The 16,393-nt window shown below is 41.4% G+C and carries 14 protein-coding genes; 13 read left to right on the top strand and 1 reads right to left on the bottom strand.

Features of this window, described 5'->3' with window-relative positions:
* Nucleotides 1-145: 145 nt before the first annotated feature.
* From GPA07_RS12955 to GPA07_RS12940, 4 genes are all read left to right on the top strand, one after another.
* Nucleotides 146-1,462 carry a polysaccharide biosynthesis protein gene (locus tag GPA07_RS12955; RefSeq protein ID WP_008361162.1) on the top strand — a complete coding sequence of 439 codons (1,317 nt, stop codon included), beginning with the start codon at nt 146-148 and terminating at the stop codon, nt 1,460-1,462.
* Nucleotides 1,463-1,516: 54 nt separating this feature from the next.
* Nucleotides 1,517-2,005 (top strand): endospore biogenesis thiol-disulfide oxidoreductase StoA, encoded by a 489-nt coding sequence (gene stoA / locus GPA07_RS12950; protein ID WP_157292646.1) that lies wholly within the window; start codon nt 1,517-1,519, stop codon nt 2,003-2,005.
* A 296-nt stretch (nt 2,006-2,301) separates the two neighbouring features.
* Nucleotides 2,302-4,221 carry a heavy metal translocating P-type ATPase gene (locus GPA07_RS12945; RefSeq protein WP_008361166.1) on the top strand — a complete coding sequence of 640 codons (1,920 nt, stop codon included), beginning with the start codon at nt 2,302-2,304 and terminating at the stop codon, nt 4,219-4,221.
* Nucleotides 4,222-4,325: 104 nt separating this feature from the next.
* Entirely contained in the window at nt 4,326-5,420 is a 1,095-nt protein-coding gene (locus GPA07_RS12940) for a M24 family metallopeptidase (protein ID WP_008361168.1), read from the top strand.
* Between the two features lie 55 nt (nt 5,421-5,475).
* Here GPA07_RS12940 and GPA07_RS18665 read toward each other — a convergent pair whose 3' ends face one another.
* Complete coding sequence (locus tag GPA07_RS18665) at nt 5,476-5,619, bottom strand: hypothetical protein (protein ID WP_167358851.1); 144 nt, start codon at nt 5,617-5,619, stop codon at nt 5,476-5,478.
* A gap of 93 nt (nt 5,620-5,712) precedes the next feature.
* Here GPA07_RS18665 and GPA07_RS12935 point away from each other — a divergent pair, with 93 nt between their 5' ends.
* The 9 genes from GPA07_RS12935 (at nt 5,713) to GPA07_RS12895 (ending at nt 16,390) form a co-directional block, all read left to right on the top strand.
* On the top strand, nt 5,713-6,702 hold the full coding sequence (locus tag GPA07_RS12935) for a LacI family DNA-binding transcriptional regulator (RefSeq protein WP_008361170.1): 990 nt from the start codon (nt 5,713-5,715) through the stop codon (nt 6,700-6,702).
* Between the two features lie 55 nt (nt 6,703-6,757).
* A complete protein-coding gene (glcT, locus tag GPA07_RS12930) occupies nt 6,758-7,612 on the top strand; it encodes a glucose PTS transporter transcription antiterminator GlcT (RefSeq protein WP_034739792.1) in 855 nt (284 codons plus the stop codon).
* 202 nt (nt 7,613-7,814) lie between these two features.
* On the top strand, nt 7,815-9,914 hold the full coding sequence (ptsG, locus tag GPA07_RS12925) for a glucose-specific PTS transporter subunit IIBC (RefSeq protein WP_008361175.1): 2,100 nt from the start codon (nt 7,815-7,817) through the stop codon (nt 9,912-9,914).
* A gap of 93 nt (nt 9,915-10,007) precedes the next feature.
* A complete protein-coding gene (locus tag GPA07_RS12920; protein WP_003211078.1) occupies nt 10,008-10,274 on the top strand; it encodes a phosphocarrier protein HPr in 267 nt (88 codons plus the stop codon).
* A complete protein-coding gene (ptsP, locus tag GPA07_RS12915; protein WP_008361177.1) occupies nt 10,274-11,992 on the top strand; it encodes a phosphoenolpyruvate--protein phosphotransferase in 1,719 nt (572 codons plus the stop codon). The genes GPA07_RS12920 and ptsP overlap by 1 nt, the downstream gene beginning before the upstream one ends.
* A 123-nt stretch (nt 11,993-12,115) precedes the next feature.
* Nucleotides 12,116-12,343: a transcriptional regulator SplA domain-containing protein gene (locus GPA07_RS12910; RefSeq protein ID WP_008361179.1), complete on the top strand. Its 228-nt coding sequence runs from the start codon at nt 12,116-12,118 to the stop codon at nt 12,341-12,343.
* An 82-nt stretch (nt 12,344-12,425) separates the two neighbouring features.
* Nucleotides 12,426-13,454, top strand: coding sequence for a spore photoproduct lyase (gene splB / locus GPA07_RS12905; protein ID WP_008361181.1), 1,029 nt, complete (start codon nt 12,426-12,428; stop codon nt 13,452-13,454).
* A 115-nt stretch (nt 13,455-13,569) separates the two neighbouring features.
* Nucleotides 13,570-15,531 (top strand): methyl-accepting chemotaxis protein, encoded by a 1,962-nt coding sequence (locus GPA07_RS12900; RefSeq protein ID WP_008361183.1) that lies wholly within the window; start codon nt 13,570-13,572, stop codon nt 15,529-15,531.
* Between the two features lie 73 nt (nt 15,532-15,604).
* Nucleotides 15,605-16,390, top strand: a complete 786-nt coding sequence (locus GPA07_RS12895; RefSeq protein ID WP_008361185.1) for an SDR family oxidoreductase — start codon at nt 15,605-15,607, stop codon at nt 16,388-16,390.
* Nucleotides 16,391-16,393: the final 3 nt, after the last annotated feature.

The raw sequence follows: 16,393 nt of genomic DNA, 5'->3' as shown, positions 1-16,393 counted from the left end.
GACTGACACCGAATGCGAGGGTTTGTCTACACGCTGAGCAGCGATCAATAGGTCGCTGCTTTTTTTGTCTCCAATTATCAAAATATTTTCAGGACTTGTCTCATAGAATGTGAAAAGAATTTGCTTTTAGACAAGGGGAGGCTACATGAATCGATTTGTAAAAGGGGTCATTCTGCTATCTGTCGCAGCTTTTATTGCGGAGTGTATCGAGTTCTTAGTCAATATGATTTTAGCGAGAGAGCTTGGAGAGCATGGAATGGGTCTTTATATGAGCATCCTTCCAATCATCATGCTTGTACTAGTGATCGCCAGCTTAGAGCTACCAGTCTCCATCTCTAAATTCATTGCCGAATCGCACGAGCGGTTACACAAAAGTATGCTGCGCCATGCGTTTAAAATGACGCTTGTGGTGACATGTACAACTACGGGAATCGCAGCGATTGTCCTTCCTTTCATTCCTGTGTTTCAGTCGTATCATCCATTAATGAAAGGTTTGGTTTTGTCACTCATTCCCATTATCGCGTTTACTTCCATTGCACGCGGCTACTTTATGGGCAAGCAGCAAATGGGCAGAATTGCCCTAGCGAATATGCTGAAAAAAACGATCCAGCTCATCTGCTTGTTTTTGTTTTTTCATTGGTATTCGTTTGGTATCGAAACAGCGGTGCTGATTGCGATTGGCGTCATCGTTGCAAGTGATCTTGTCGTCTTTATCTATCTATACTCCCAATACATCATGGCAAAAAATGCTGTGAATGTCCGGTCTGTTGAACTAAGAGGGATTGACGTAAGAAAGCGATTGTTAGCTGTCTCCATTCCGACAACCGGCATGCGCATTTTTCATGCGATTGCCAATGCAGTTGAACCATTTTTAATCAAAGGGGCCCTTGTGGCAGCCGGTATTTCTGGAACACTGGCTGTTGATCATTACGGAATGCTTGCGGGTGTAGCGATGTCCATCGGTTTTTTCCCGGCATTTATCGCACATTCCATTATGATTGTGATGATTCCGAATGTATCTGAAGCCTATGCCTTAGGGCAGTATGATCTCGTGAAAAAACGTGTAAGGCAAGCGATTCTCATTACGTTTGGGTATGGGGTGCCGGCAGTGATGATCATGTATTACTTCGCCTACCCGCTCGCGCAGCTCTTTTTTGACTCGCCGCAAGCAGCCGTCTATCTACAGCTGCTCTGGCCGTATTTTTTATGCCACCTGTTTGTGATGCCGTTTCAAGCGTGTTTAATCGGAATGGGGCTGATGAAAGATGTGTTCCTACATAATATATGGGTGCATGTCGTCTCGTTTTCTATGGTGTATTTCCTCGGGTCAATGGAATCTTTGAATATGATGGGGGTCATCTTAGGCATGAATACGGGAATGCTGCTATTGACGGCTCTTCATTATGCAACCATATGTAAAGAGCTTGGCGTTTCCATGTTTCTCACAGTGAAAAAAGCATGAATGTCATCTTCAGCTAGAGGGCAAGCTATAAGAAAACGCGGAAGGAAGATGATGATGAATCGTACATATCTACCTGCCAGTCTTCTGATAATGACCCTTCTTCTATTTCTGATGAACGTAGAGGCAGAAGCGAAAGAGCCTGTGATGGCGCCGAGGATAGAGGCTCCTGCCTTAACGGGGGAGATGCAGATGGTTCCGGCGAAAGGGAAACGAACGATCCTGCATTTTTGGACAACATGGTGCCCGTCCTGCAAAATGGAGCTGCCAGCCTTTGAGCAGATCGTGAAAGAAAATCAGAGTGATGTTGATATACTGACGGTTAATTTACTGGGTGCTGAGCAAAGTAAACATGCCGTCGCCCAATTTGTGAAAGATAGAAAATTTACATTTCCGATTGTGCTGGATGAGCGCGGTGAAATGATGAAGAAATATCAAATTATCACGATTCCTACTACCTTTTTGATCAATGAAAAAGGAGAAGTAGTCAAAAACCATGTAGGCCCAATGACGAAAAAACAAATCAAAGAGTGGACAAATTCATAGAGAAAATCCTTTCTGTAAAGAACCAATGGTCAAACCTTTGGTTCTTTTTTTGTGTTCAATTGACTCTTAGCTGAATAAAATGTGCTCAGATGAGGAAGGAATGGACGGTATCAATAATGATAATTATTATCAAAAAGAAATTATAATAATTATTAATTGAAAATTAATCAGAACCTGTTATAATGAGTTACATACCTATAAAAAGCTTGAAATATCAAAGGAAAATAGATGAAAAACGGAACGGGTAACGATTGATAATGTGAAAATCATTATCAATTAGAGAGGAGAAAACAATCATGAATGAGAATACAGTACTTTATCAAACGACAAATCAAAAGGAATCAACATCGCTCTTTTACAAATGGGCACAGCACGGAGAATTAATGGCAGCAGGTATCTCGGGGATTCTCATCTTGATTGGATGGTTTCTAAAGGATGAAAGCATGTGGAGTATTCCACTTTTCATTCTTGCTTTTGTCATTGGCGGTTTTGCAAAGGCGAAGGAAGGAATCGAAGAAACCATTTCATCTAAAACATTGAATGTTGAACTTTTAATGATTTTTGCAGCGATAGGCTCAGCGATTATTGGATACTGGGCGGAGGGCGCCATCTTAATTTTTATTTTCTCGCTCAGCGGTGCGCTAGAAACATACACATCAAATAAAAGCAAGAAAGATTTAACGGCATTAATGAGTATCGCCCCAGATGAAGCCACTTTCATTGAAGAAGATGGCACCACCATCCAAGTGGCTGCTTCTTCACTAACGCCAGGCGATCGTATTTTAATCAAAGCTGGCGAACGTATTGCAGCAGATGGTGTGATCATAAGCGGAAGAACAAGTGTGGACGAATCTGCACTGACTGGTGAATCGGTTCCACAGGAAAAAGGACAAGGGGAAGATGTGTTTGCAGGAACTGTGAACTTAAATGGTTCATTAACAGTAGAAGTCACGAAACATAATGAAGAAACGCTTTTCCATAAAATCATTAAGCTTGTCGAGTCTGCACAGGAAAGTGTTTCGCCGAGCCAAGCCTTTATTGAAAAATTTGAAGGTGCATACGTAAAAGGTGTGCTAATCACTGTTGCTATGTTAATGTTCCTGCCTCATTTTGTACTTGGCTGGAGTATGAGTGAGACATTCTATCGTGCGATGGTGTTTATGGTGGTTGCCTCACCTTGTGCACTCGTTGCGTCTATTATGCCAGCAGCTCTTTCACTGATCTCAAACGGCGCAAGAAACGGTATGCTTGTGAAAGGAAGTGTCTTTTTAGAGAAGCTCGGCACAAGCACGATGATTGCATTTGATAAAACGGGCACGATTACAAGCGGAAAGCCAGCAGTTGAAAAAGTGATCATGGCAAAAGAGCAAGATGAATCGACCTTTTATCAGGCGCTCTATCAAATTGAAAGTCAGTCAAACCATCCATTAGCTAAAGCAATTTCTGATATGGCAAAAGAGCACCAAACGGAGCGGTCAGCTCATGTCACCATTGAAGAAACGTCTGGTTTTGGTGTGAAGGCACAATTGAACGGAGACACATGGCGTATTGGAAAGAAAGATTTTGCCGGAAAAGCTTCAATGGATCGTGAAATTGAAGAGGCTGGTGATGTTCTTTCAGCACAAGGATATACAGTTGTCTATGTTCAAAAAAATCAAGAAGTCGTCGGCTGCCTTGGTCTAAAGGATCAAATCAGACCAGAAGCTAAAAAAATGATCCAGGAGCTAAACGATTTAGGTATCCAAACGGTCATGCTGACAGGAGATCAGCAAAAAACCGCTGAAGCGATTGCAGAGGAAGCCGGTATCCAAACCGTTGTCGCTGAATGCCTTCCAGATGAGAAGGTCCATGAAGTCAATCAATTAAAAAAACAAGGTAATTCTATCATTATGGTAGGAGACGGGATTAATGATGCACCTGCACTCGCCACAGCAGATGTTGGGGTGGCGATGGGCGGAGGGACAGACGTTGCATTAGAAACGGCAGATCTCATTTTAATGAAAAATAATTTAAACAACCTGACAAAGATGATCCGTCTTTCAAGAAAAATGAATCGAATCATTAAACAAAACATCATCTTTTCATTAACTGTGATCTGTCTATTAATTTGTGCGAATTTCTTACAAGTTCTTGATTTACCTTTTGGTGTGATTGGACATGAAGGCAGTACAATTTTGGTTATTTTAAATGGCCTGCGTCTGCTTCGTGCCTCTTAAGCAAATTATCAAGGCGCACTGGCTTTATGTCAGTGCGCTTTTGTGCGAAATACAGTAAAAGCTGATACAATAGATCAGTAGTTAAACGTGTAAGGAGGATCACGATGAACCGAATGAATCACTTGTCTTCTTGGCTAAAGGAAAAAGACATTCAAGGTGCATTTATACATACAAAGGAAAATGTGTTCTATCTATCTGGATACTTCACAGAACCGTACGAAAGAGTGATGGGTCTGTTTGTTTTTCAAGAGGCAGACCCATTTTTCATTTTGCCTAAAATGGAAATGGAGCAGGCGAAGAATGCAGGATGGCATGGAGAGATCATTGGATATGAAGATCATGAAAACCCATTTGATTTCATGCAAAAGGCCATAGAAAAACGAGGTGTACGGACGACTCGTCTGGCGATTGAAAAAGAATCAATTCCTCTGCAACGAGCAGAGCAGCTCCAAGCTGTCACGCGGGCAGAAACATTCGTCCGGGCAGAAGATGTGCTAAACCAGCTAAGGCTGATAAAGGACGAAGCTGAAATTGCGACACTGAAAAAAGCCGCTCAATTGGCAGATGAAGGGGTCAAAATTGGCGTCAATGCCTTAAAAGAAGGGATCACAGAAACAGAGGTTCTTGCTGTCATCGAATATGAACTAAAGAAAAAAGGCATCCAAGGCATGTCCTTTTCAACAATGGTTCTCTTTGGAGAAAAATCAGGCGAACCTCACGGAAATCCAGGACAGGCAGCCTTAAAAAAAGGCGATTTTGTATTATTTGACCTTGGTGTGATCGTAGATGGATATTGTTCAGACATTACAAGAACCTTCATCTATCAAGAAGCGTCTGAAAAACAAAAGGATATTTACAACACCGTCTTAAAAGCAGAAATGGCAGCACTTGAAATGAGCCAGCCGGGTGTGAGAATTGGCGATCTTGATTTAAAAGCAAGAGGGCTGATCACAGAAGCGGGATATGGCCAATATTTCCCGCACCGCCTTGGACACGGACTGGGGATTTCTGTTCATGAGTTTCCTTCTATGAGCCAAGCAAACGATGACCTTCTGCAAGAAGGAATGGTCTATACGATTGAGCCGGGTATTTATGTACCAGGAGTCGGCGGGGTTAGAATTGAAGATGATGTTCTGATTACAGCAGATGGGCCAGTCACCTTGACCAAGTATCCAAAAGAGCTGACGATCATCAAGTAATGAAAAAAAATCACGATGAACGTCCAAGCCTTGGAAGCGTCATCGTGATTTTTTGTCACTCTTTCAGGTCCTTATCAACAAAAAAATCATCAATTGATTGAAACGGTTTGATTTGAAATTCTTTTCCTAAAGGTTTTAGTGCGAAGCGAGCAGACAACAAAACCGTCATACATAAGATGATCCATATGATGATACCCATCTTGAATCCCCCTTTCCATCCAGTGATTTGTTCAGCTCGCATACATCTTAAAGTATGAAACGCTTACCATATCAAGAGAAAGTAGGAGAAAAAATGCCAAACATAAGGGAGATTGCGAAAAGAGCGGGCGTATCTGTGACCACCGTATCACGTGTGATGAACCATCATCCTTATGTCAAAGAAGAAAAACGAGAACGTGTACTTCGTGCGATGAAAGAGCTCAAGTATACAAGGAATATTCAGGCTGTTCATTTAGCGAAGGGTTATTCGAATATGATTGGGATCGTTCTCCCGACGATTGATCACGCCTATTTCAGCGGACTTGTCACAGGTATAGCTGAGAAGGCACAGGCATGCGGTATGCATTTTGCCTTGTTTCAAACCGGATATGACCCATTAAAGGAAAAAGAGGCTTTAATGAGTTTAAAGGAGCAGCGTGTGGATGGTTTGATCTTTTGCTCAAATGCGCTAAGTGATCAGGAAATTTTAAAGTGGCAGGAATTTGGCCCTATCATTTTTTGTCACCCTACCCCGCATCATGAATGTTCATCAGTGTCGATTGCACATGATCAAGCTTTTAAGGAAGGACTTGAACATTTAGCGGCATGCGGTCATCAGCGAATCGCCATCGCTCTTGCCAGAATAGAGGGAACAAATAGCCAAACACGCCTTCAGGTGTATCAAGAGATGATGCGATCACTTGGGCAGGACATTGATGAGGAATGGATCGTTGAAGGAAAACTGACCCTGTTTGATGGAAAACAATTATTCACAGAATGGCAGGAGATGAAAAATCGTCCTACAGCCTTACTTATCACAAATGACGACGTATCAGCGGGCTTTTTATTAGAAGCACAGCGCCATCATATAAAAGTAGGGGAAGCACCAGCAATACTCGGCTTTCAAAACGAACAATTGAGTGAAGCGCTAGGGATTTCCAGCATCGAAATTCCAATCAAACGAATGGGACAGGAAGCATTCGATTTGTTCCACCTGTCGTTAAAAGGAGAAGCACCAGAAAAAAGAGTGCTGCCATTTCGGCTCATTGAACGGACAACCACTGTTTTAAAAAACAATCGTTGACGCATGTTTCATCTGTTTTGTACGATAAAAGGGATTGAATAAGAAGGAGGTGGGGATGTTCATGGAATCCTTCACCGTTGATAAAGCGTTAAATAATAATGTCATCATCGCAAGACACCCTTCTTTGGGCGAAGTGGTTCTGATCGGAAAAGGAATCGGCTTCGGAAAAAAATCGGGTGATATTCTCGATCAAGCCGCATTTGAGAAAATGTTTGTACTTAAAAATACAAAAGAACAAACAGAGTACAAACAATTGCTGCATCATATTGATGAGGACATAATCGAGCTTGCCAATGACGTCATTTATCATATACGAGAAAAAATGGGTCATCGCTTAAATGAGCATATTCATATTGCGCTGACAGATCATATTGCCTTTAGCTTTAAGCGGGTCAAACAAGGCTATGATATCACCAACCCTTTTATGCTTGAGACGAAATCTTTATACCCAAAAGAATACGAGGTAGCAAAGGAAGTCGTTGAACTAATTAATGCGCGGCCAGATGTTGAAACAAAGTTGCCAGAAGGAGAGATTGGATTTATTGCGCTCCATATTCACTCTGCTCTAACGAATCGGCCGTTGTCTGAGGTGAACCGTCATTCGCAGCTCATTACACAAATGGTCCAAGTCATAGAAGATTCATTTCATATGAAAGTAGACAGAGAAAGTATTCATTATTTACGCTTATTGCGCCATATCACGTTTTCGATTGAGCGTATTAAACGGGAAGAATCATTAGAGGAGCCAGAAAAGTTGCTTCATCTATTGAAAAATGAATATCCTTTATGCTACAATACTGCTTGGAAAATGATCAAAATTTTGCAACATGCATTGAAAAAGCCTGTACATGATGCAGAAGCTGTCTATTTGACCCTTCACCTGTACAGATTGACGAATAAAATTTCATAGTTTCCGTAAAACGTGTAACTGATTCGATCAGGCATGAGTGACTTAAGGTAAATACAGGATAAGATCCTGTTATTTGCGCAACCTTATATCACCATGCCTTTTTTCGTGTTTGAAAGTGAAATGTAAACGGTTAATTATGAAATATACGTCAGCACGCGATTGAAATGTATGTTGTAAGCGAAAACAAAAGGAGGTTCAACCAGTGTTTAAATCACTTTTTGGTGTGTTGCAAAAAATTGGACGAGCACTTATGCTTCCAGTTGCGATTCTTCCTGCTGCTGGTATTTTACTAGCACTTGGAAATGCGATGCAAAATCCGCAGCTGATTGATGTGGCTCAATTTTTAAGCAATGATACAATTCAGCTTATTGCAAGCGTCATGGAGAATGCAGGGAACATTGTCTTCTCGAATCTTCCGCTCCTCTTTGCTGTAGGGGTTGCCATCGGTCTTGCCAATGGAGACGGTGTGGCAGGGATTGCCGCAATTATCGGTTATCTCGTTATGAACGTGACGATGAGTGCCGTATTAATGGCCAACGGTTCTATTCCATCCGATTCAATCAAATTGGCTAAGTTCTTTAAGGAAAGTCATCCAGCATATGTTAATATGCTCGGCATACCGACCTTGTCTACCGGCGTGTTTGGCGGGATTATTGTCGGGGTATTAGCCGCTTATATGTTTAATAAATTTTACAAAATTGAGCTCCCGCAATATCTTGGCTTCTTTGCTGGTAAGCGTTTTGTTCCAATCGTTACGTCTATTTCAGCACTTATTTTAGGGCTTTTGATGCTCGTCATTTGGCCGCCAATCCAAGGTGCATTGAACTCATTTTCAACAGGACTGCTTGCAGCGAATGAGCCGCTGGCTGCCTTTGTATTCGGTGTCATTGAACGCTCACTCATTCCGTTTGGTCTGCACCACATATTCTACGCACCATTCTGGTATGAATTTTTTAGCTATAAGAGCTTATCAGGAGATATTATCCGTGGTGACCAGCGCATTTTCATGGCGCAAATCAAAGATGGTGTTCAGCTGACAGCCGGGACATTCATGACAGGGAAATATCCGTTCATGATGTTTGGACTTCCAGCAGCAGCACTTGCGATTTATCATGAAGCAAAGCCGAAAAATAAAAAGCTTGTAGCTGGAATTATGGGTTCAGCAGCTCTGACTTCTTTCTTAACAGGGATTACAGAACCGCTTGAATTCTCATTCTTGTTCGTCGCACCCGTATTATTTGCGATCCACTGTGTATTTGCTGGATTATCCTTTATGATAATGGATATTCTAAACGTGAAAATCGGGATGACCTTCTCAGGAGGGTTGATCGACTTCTTCTTATTCGGTATCTTGCCAAACAGAACGGCTTGGTGGCTTGTGATTCCAGTCGGTCTTGTGCTTGCTGTTATTTATTACTTCGGATTTAGATTTGCGATTCGCAAATTTAATCTGAAAACACCAGGACGCGAGGATGAAGCGGCTGATGGTGCAGGCGATGCTCAGTCTGGAAAAGGTGATGATTTGCCTTATGAAATTCTAGAAGCGATGGGTGACCAAGAGAACATTAAACACCTAGATGCTTGTATTACGCGTTTACGTGTGACGGTAAATGATCAGAAGAAAGTAGACAAAGATCGTTTGAAAAAACTTGGCGCTTCAGGTGTCCTAGAAGTAGGAAATAACATTCAGGCAATCTTTGGCCCGCGCTCTGATAATTTAAAAACACAGATGCAAGACATTATTGCAGGCCGCACGCCTCGTCCAGCGAAAGACCCTTCTGCAAAAGAAGAAGTCAGCCAGCAGGTAGAAGAAGTCATTGCAAAGCCGCTTCAAAACGAGCATGGGGAAGAAATATTTGCTTCACCAATTACAGGGGAGCTTCATCCAATTACAGATGTACCAGATCAAGTATTCTCAGGGAAAATGATGGGTGACGGTTTTGCCATCTTGCCAAAAGAGGGAACGGTGGTTTCACCGGTAAAAGGGAAAATCTTAAATGTGTTCCCAACGAAGCACGCCATTGGCCTCCAGTCTGATGGTGGACTTGAAATCTTGATTCACTTCGGTATTGATACAGTCAGCCTCAAAGGAGAAGGATTTGAAGCATTTGTACAAGAGGGAGATCAAGTAGAAATCGGTCAAAAACTCTTAGAGGTTGATATTGATAAAATTAAGTCAGAAGTACCATCTTTGATGACTCCAATTGTATTTACAAACTTAAGTGAAGGACAATTTATTGACCTTCAAGAAACCGGTGAAATCAAAGCTGGTCAAGAAAACATCATGAAAATTTCAAAATAATTTTCATAACTGCCGTTCTTGTTAGATGACAAGCTCGGCAGTATGATATAATATTGTGGATGTATGAATTGTATAAAAAGGAGATTGATAAAAATGGCTCAACAAACATTCAAAGTAACTGCAGATTCTGGAATTCACGCACGTCCTGCAACAGTTCTTGTACAAACTGCTAGTAAATATGATGCTGATATCAACTTAGAATATAATGGTAAAACAGTGAACCTGAAATCTATTATGGGTGTAATGTCTCTAGGAATTGCGAAAGGTGCTACTATCACAATCTCTGCTTCTGGTTCTGATGAAAATGATGCACTTGCTGCACTAAAAGACACAATGAAAAGTGAAGGCCTAGGCGAGTAATGCAACAACTGAAAGGAATCGGTGCTTCAGCAGGCGTTGCGATTGCAAAAGCATATCGTCTGGAAGAACCAGATTTAACAGTTCACCAAAAAGACATCAACGATCCAGAGACAGAAGTGAAACGCTTTGAAGAAGCAATTCATGTTTCAAAACAAGAACTTGAAGCAATTAAAGAACATGCGCTAAAAGAGCTTGGCCAAGATAAAGCAGATATTTTTTCTGCACACCTTCTTGTGTTAAGTGATCCAGAGCTGCTAAACCCAGTAAAGGATAAAATCAAATCGGATAAAGTAAATGCTGAATTTGCTTTAAAAGAAACAGCAACGATGTTTGTCACAATGTTCGAAGCTATGGACAATGAGTACATGAAGGAACGTGCAGCGGATATTCGCGACGTAACAAAACGTGTCACTGGTCATTTGCTAGGCGTTGACATTCCAAACCCAAGTATGATTTCTGAAGAAGTCATTATCATTGCTGAAGATTTAACACCTTCTGATACAGCTCAGCTGAACAGACAATTCGTCAAAGGTTTTGCGACAGACATTGGCGGACGTACTTCTCACTCAGCAATCATGGCAAGATCTATGGAGATTCCAGCAGTTGTTGGAACAAAAGAAGCGACAAAAACGGTAAAAAACAATGATCTGATCATTGTAGATGGTATTAGCGGAGACGTCATCATTCAGCCTTCTGAAGATGAAGTGAAAGCGTATCAAAAAAAGCATGAAGACTACTTAGCTCAAAAAGCGGAATGGGCGAAACTTGTTGACCAGCCAACGGTGACAAAAGACGGCGTTCACGTAGAGCTGGCTGCAAATATCGGAACACCAGAAGATGTAAAAGGTGTACTTGAAAATGGCGGCGAAGCAGTCGGATTGTACCGTACAGAATTTTTATACATGGGCAGAGATCAGCTTCCTACAGAAGAAGAGCAGTTCGATGCGTATAAAACCGTTTTAGAGAAGATGGAAGGGAAAGCAGTGGTTGTCCGCACACTTGATATTGGCGGCGATAAAGAGCTTCCTTACTTGCAACTTCCAAAAGAAATGAACCCGTTCCTTGGCTATAGAGCGATCCGCCTTTGCCTAGAAGAGCAGGAGATTTTCAGAACACAACTACGCGCATTACTTCGTGCAAGTACATATGGAAACCTGAAAATCATGTTCCCTATGATCGCGACGTTAACAGAATTTAGAGAAGCAAAAGCCATTTTACTTGAAGAAAAAGAAGCATTGGTTGCTGGTGGTACAGATGTATCTGATTCCATTGAAATCGGAATGATGGTGGAAATTCCATCAACAGCTGTTATCGCAGATCAATTTGCAAAAGAAGTAGATTTCTTCAGTATTGGAACAAATGATTTGATTCAATACACAATGGCTGCTGATCGAATGAACGAACGAGTGTCTTATCTTTATCAGCCATACAATCCAGCCATTTTACGCCTGATTACGCTTGTGATTGAAGCAGCGCATAAAGAAGGTAAATGGGTTGGCATGTGCGGTGAGATGGCAGGAGATGAAATCGCAATCCCGCTTCTACTTGGATTAGGATTAGATGAATTCTCAATGAGCGCCACATCCATTCTTCCAGCAAGAACGCAGTTAAGCAAGCTTTCTAAGGAAGAAGCGGCATCATTTAAAGAGCATATCTTATCACTTAGCACAACAGAAGAAGTTGTTGAATTCGTGAAGAAAACGTTTCAACACAACTAGGTGATCAAACCAGGCAGGTAAAACTGTCTGGTTTTTTTGTCGAATTTTATCATAACGAGTCATATCGAGTCATATCGAGTGAAGACAAGGGCATCCTAAAATAAAAAAATGGAGGTGACCAGCTTGTCTTTCTCAAACTATAAGCCAGGTGATCAAGTATATGTGATTTATCGAAATCCACATGCAGCAAATGTGGCACAAATTAAAGAAGCGGAAATTGTATCACATCCATACAACGAACAAGAACTTGCGCTATTTCTACTTGAAACATATCATCCATTAGCCCCTGATGATGCCGTATTTCCAACCTATGAAGAAGCAGAAGCCCTTTATCAAGATCTGTTTGAATAAGGGAAGATTTTAGAAAGGATAAAAGCCATCCTGAGAGGTTAAAGTATCGGTATGAACCTATAAAGGGAAGGATGTGCTAAATATGATCAAACCTTTCGTCCCTCAGCTTGTTTATATTGAACCTCGAGCGCTGGAATACCCTTTAGGACAAGAGCTGAAGGAAAAATTCGAAGGTATGGGAATTGAAATAAGAGAAACAACGTCACACAATCAGGTGAGAAATATTCCGGGTAAAAATGACCTGCAAAAGTACCGTAATGCAAAATCAACGCTTGTCATTGGTGTGAGAAAAACATTAAAATTCGATACGTCTAAACCATCCGCTGAGTATGCCATTCCGTTTGCGACAGGATGTATGGGTCACTGCCATTATTGCTACCTGCAAACAACGATGGGAAGTAAACCGTACATTCGAACGTACGTCAATGTAGAAGAAATATTAGATCAGGCGGAACAATACATGAACGAGCGTGCCCCGGATATCACCCGATTTGAAGCTTCATGTACATCCGACATCGTCGGAATTGACCATTTGACACATACACTAAAGCGGGCCATAGAATACTTCGGACAGACTGATCTTGGCAAACTTCGATTTGTCACTAAATTTCATCATGTCGATCATCTATTAGATGCTAAGCATAATGGACGAACAAGATTCCGCTTTAGCATTAACGCAGATTATGTCATTAAGTATTTCGAACCCGGGACATCCCCCCTTGATCAGCGAATTGAAGCGGCTGTGAAGGTAGCAAAAGCCGGCTATCCACTTGGATTTATTATTGCCCCAATTTACATTCATGAAGGCTGGCAAGAGGGTTATAAGGTGCTTTTTGAAAAGCTCGATGCAGCTCTTCCCGAAGATGTGAGACAGGATATCACCTTTGAAATGATTCAGCACCGTTTTACAAAACCAGCGAAGCGCGTCATCCAAAAAAACTATCCGAAAACAAAATTAGAATTAGATGAAGAAAAAAGAAGATACAAATGGGGTCGATATGGAATTGGAAAATATATCTACCAAAAAGATGAAGAACAAGAACTAAGACAGACGTTAGAATCATATATCGAACAGTACTTTCCGTCTGCAAAAATTGAATATTTTACTTAAAACAAGTCATTATGGCTTGTTTTTTCTATTTAAATTTTCTTGCAACTATTGAAGGCGGTATCATTTTTGCCGATATAGACAGTAAGATGCGAAAGTAGGATGTAGGGGTGATGAGATGTTTAAAAAACTTCAAATGAGGATAGCTGTATTTATCTCAGTTATATTAATTTTAACTGTCATTGCGGTTCAAGTAGGTTCCAATGTCGTATTAAGACCACTCATTGAACGAGATGCAAAAACAACCACAGCAGCAACGGCAGAAAGCATGAGAGACATCATAGCACTAAAGCTTGATAATTACGGTGATGCAATTAACAAACTGGCAACAAGTACACTTACTAAGGATTTTGTACAGAAACAAACAAAGCAAACACTGGCATTTGAAAACGATGAATTAAAAGGCTTGCAGGAGCAGGACGACCTCATTTCACTTGCCTATATTGGAACAACAGATGGCAAAATGTTTGCCTTCCCGGAGTCTGACTTTGGTGAAGGATATGACCCATCTAAACGAGATTGGTTTATTCAATCGGCTGAAAAGCCTGATGAGGTTTTATGGACAGATCCATATATTGATAAAGCAACAAATGAAATGGTCGTCTCAGCTACGAAGGCGATCGTACGAAATGGAAAGGTCCTAGGAGTTGCTGGATTAGACTTGAAACTGTCTTCCATTCAGTCCTATATCAATGATCAAAAGATTCCTTACATGGGTACCGCCTTCTTAGTTGACGGTACAGGGACGATTTTGGCACATCCAACAGCACAGGGGAAAAATATCTCAAAAGTCACTTCTGTGAAAAAGGCAATCGACAATTCAGGCATTGATGATAAAAATGAACTAACGGTCATCTCTAAAATAAAAGAAGCGAGTTGGACAATAGGGGTTAGCTTTGAGAAAAAGAAACTGCTTTGGATTACAGAACAGATGAATCAGACAAGTATCATCATATCTATCATTGCTATTATACTGGCCATGATTCTAAGCTTTTTATTGGCTAGAAGCATTACAACACCAATTAAACGGCTTATCGAGCATGTTCGTAAAGTGTCTGAAGGCGATTTAACGAGCTCGCTTGAAACGAAGTCCAAGGATGAGATAGGTTTCCTCACGAAGAACTTTAATCAAATGACAGAGGGAATCAGAGAGTTGATTGAAAAAGTGAAAGGTGCTTCAGATCAGGTGATGAAATCAGCTGATGAAGTGACGCAAATTTCAAACGAGACCTTGCTATCTAGTGAACAGATTGCAACTGCCATTCAAGAGGTAGCGGCAGGGGCGACTAAGCAGGCATCAGAAGCTGAAACCATTAATGAGAAATCAGAGCATTTGTATGAAAAAGTTCGTCATATGGGTGAGCTTGCTTCGCAAATGCAGACCAACTCAAAATCTTCGGAAGATGCAAGCTATAGAGGACTTGACGCTCTTGGTCTGCTCGTCCAAAAATCAACACAAGCAAATGAAGAGTCGAAGAAGGTAGAGCAAATGCTGCTTGACCTTGAGCATAAAACGAAAAATATTGAAAACGTCGTAACGGCGATCTCTGAAATCTCAGATCAAACGAACTTACTTGCACTGAATGCAAGCATTGAAGCAGCGAGAGCAGGAGAAAGCGGGCGAGGCTTTGCTGTTGTCGCAGAAGAAGTAAGAAAGCTTGCCGAACAATCTGCGCAATCAACAAAACACATTAGTGAAACCGTCAAACTCATTCAAGATGAATCGAAGAAAGCCGCTGAAGCCATGACAGCAGCGAGCAAAATGAATGAGGAACAAGGTGATGCGATCAACGCGACAGGTGAGGCACTCAGCAGCATCACAATGGAAATGCAATCACTTGTCGGCTCTATTGACAGCATTCATACACAAATCAATGAAATGACTGAAGAACAGCAAAAAATGAATGACTCCATTCAAAGTATTGCTGCAATTTCAGAAGAATCTGCGGCTTCAGCTGAAGAAGTGCATGCTTCGACAGACGAACAAGTACAAGCTTTAGAAAGAACGAGAACATCAACAGAAATGCTGAACGAATCGAGTCAAGCGCTGCGTCAGGCAATCGATCGGTTTAAGCTGTAATAGAACGGAAAAGAACCTTGGTATGAGCAAGGTTCTTTTTGTGTGATAAAATGTGAAAAGAGGAGGTGCCAACATGGATGTCAATCTATCAGGAAAAAAAGCACTGGTTGCAGCAAGCAGTCAAGGAATTGGAAAAGCCATTGCCTTTGCTTTAGCAAAAGAGGGAGCAGATGTGATGCTTTCGGGAAGGCATGAGCAGACGCTAAAAGAAACAGTCAAAGAATTGTCCCCACTTGTAAGAGGGCATTTCACTTATCAAGTATGTGATGTATCTGACGCCGAGCAAATTAAAGCGCTTGTTACAGCAGCAGCTGGTGATGAAAAATGTCTTGATATTCTTGTGAACAATACAGGCGGCCCTCAAACAGGTACGCTTGAAACCTTAACGGATGAAGATTGGATGGAATCATTTCAGCTTCATTTACTCAGCTATATCCGGCTATTAAAAGAAGCCCTACCTTATTTGAAAAAACGAGGTGCACGAGTGTTAAATATTGCATCTATGTCGGTCAAAGAACCGATCCCATGCTTGATGCTGTCGAATACATTCAGACCGGCAATTGCCGGCTGGACAAAAGCAGCCGCCCAGGAGCTTGCCAAAGATGGCATTTTGATCAATACCTTAGGTCCTGGGAAAATTGAAACAGAACGCGTCAAACAGTTGGACAAGTACCGTGCACAAACGGAGAACCAATCGATTGAAGAGATCAAAGCACAGGCAGAGCGTGCGATACCGCTTGGCCGTTACGGACAGCCAGAGGAATTTGCGACATATGCGGCTTTTCTTTTATCTGAAGCCAATACATATATGACAGGTCAAACACTTATCATTGATGGTGGATTGACAAAGTCTCTTTAAGGA

It is taken from the genome of Bacillus sp. ms-22 (assembly GCF_009759805.1).
Lineage (GTDB): Bacteria > Bacillota > Bacilli > Bacillales > Bacillaceae > Bacillus > Bacillus xiamenensis.
The sequence above is the reverse complement of the archived record's forward strand: the minus strand, read 5'-3'. Positions and strand labels throughout refer to the sequence as shown.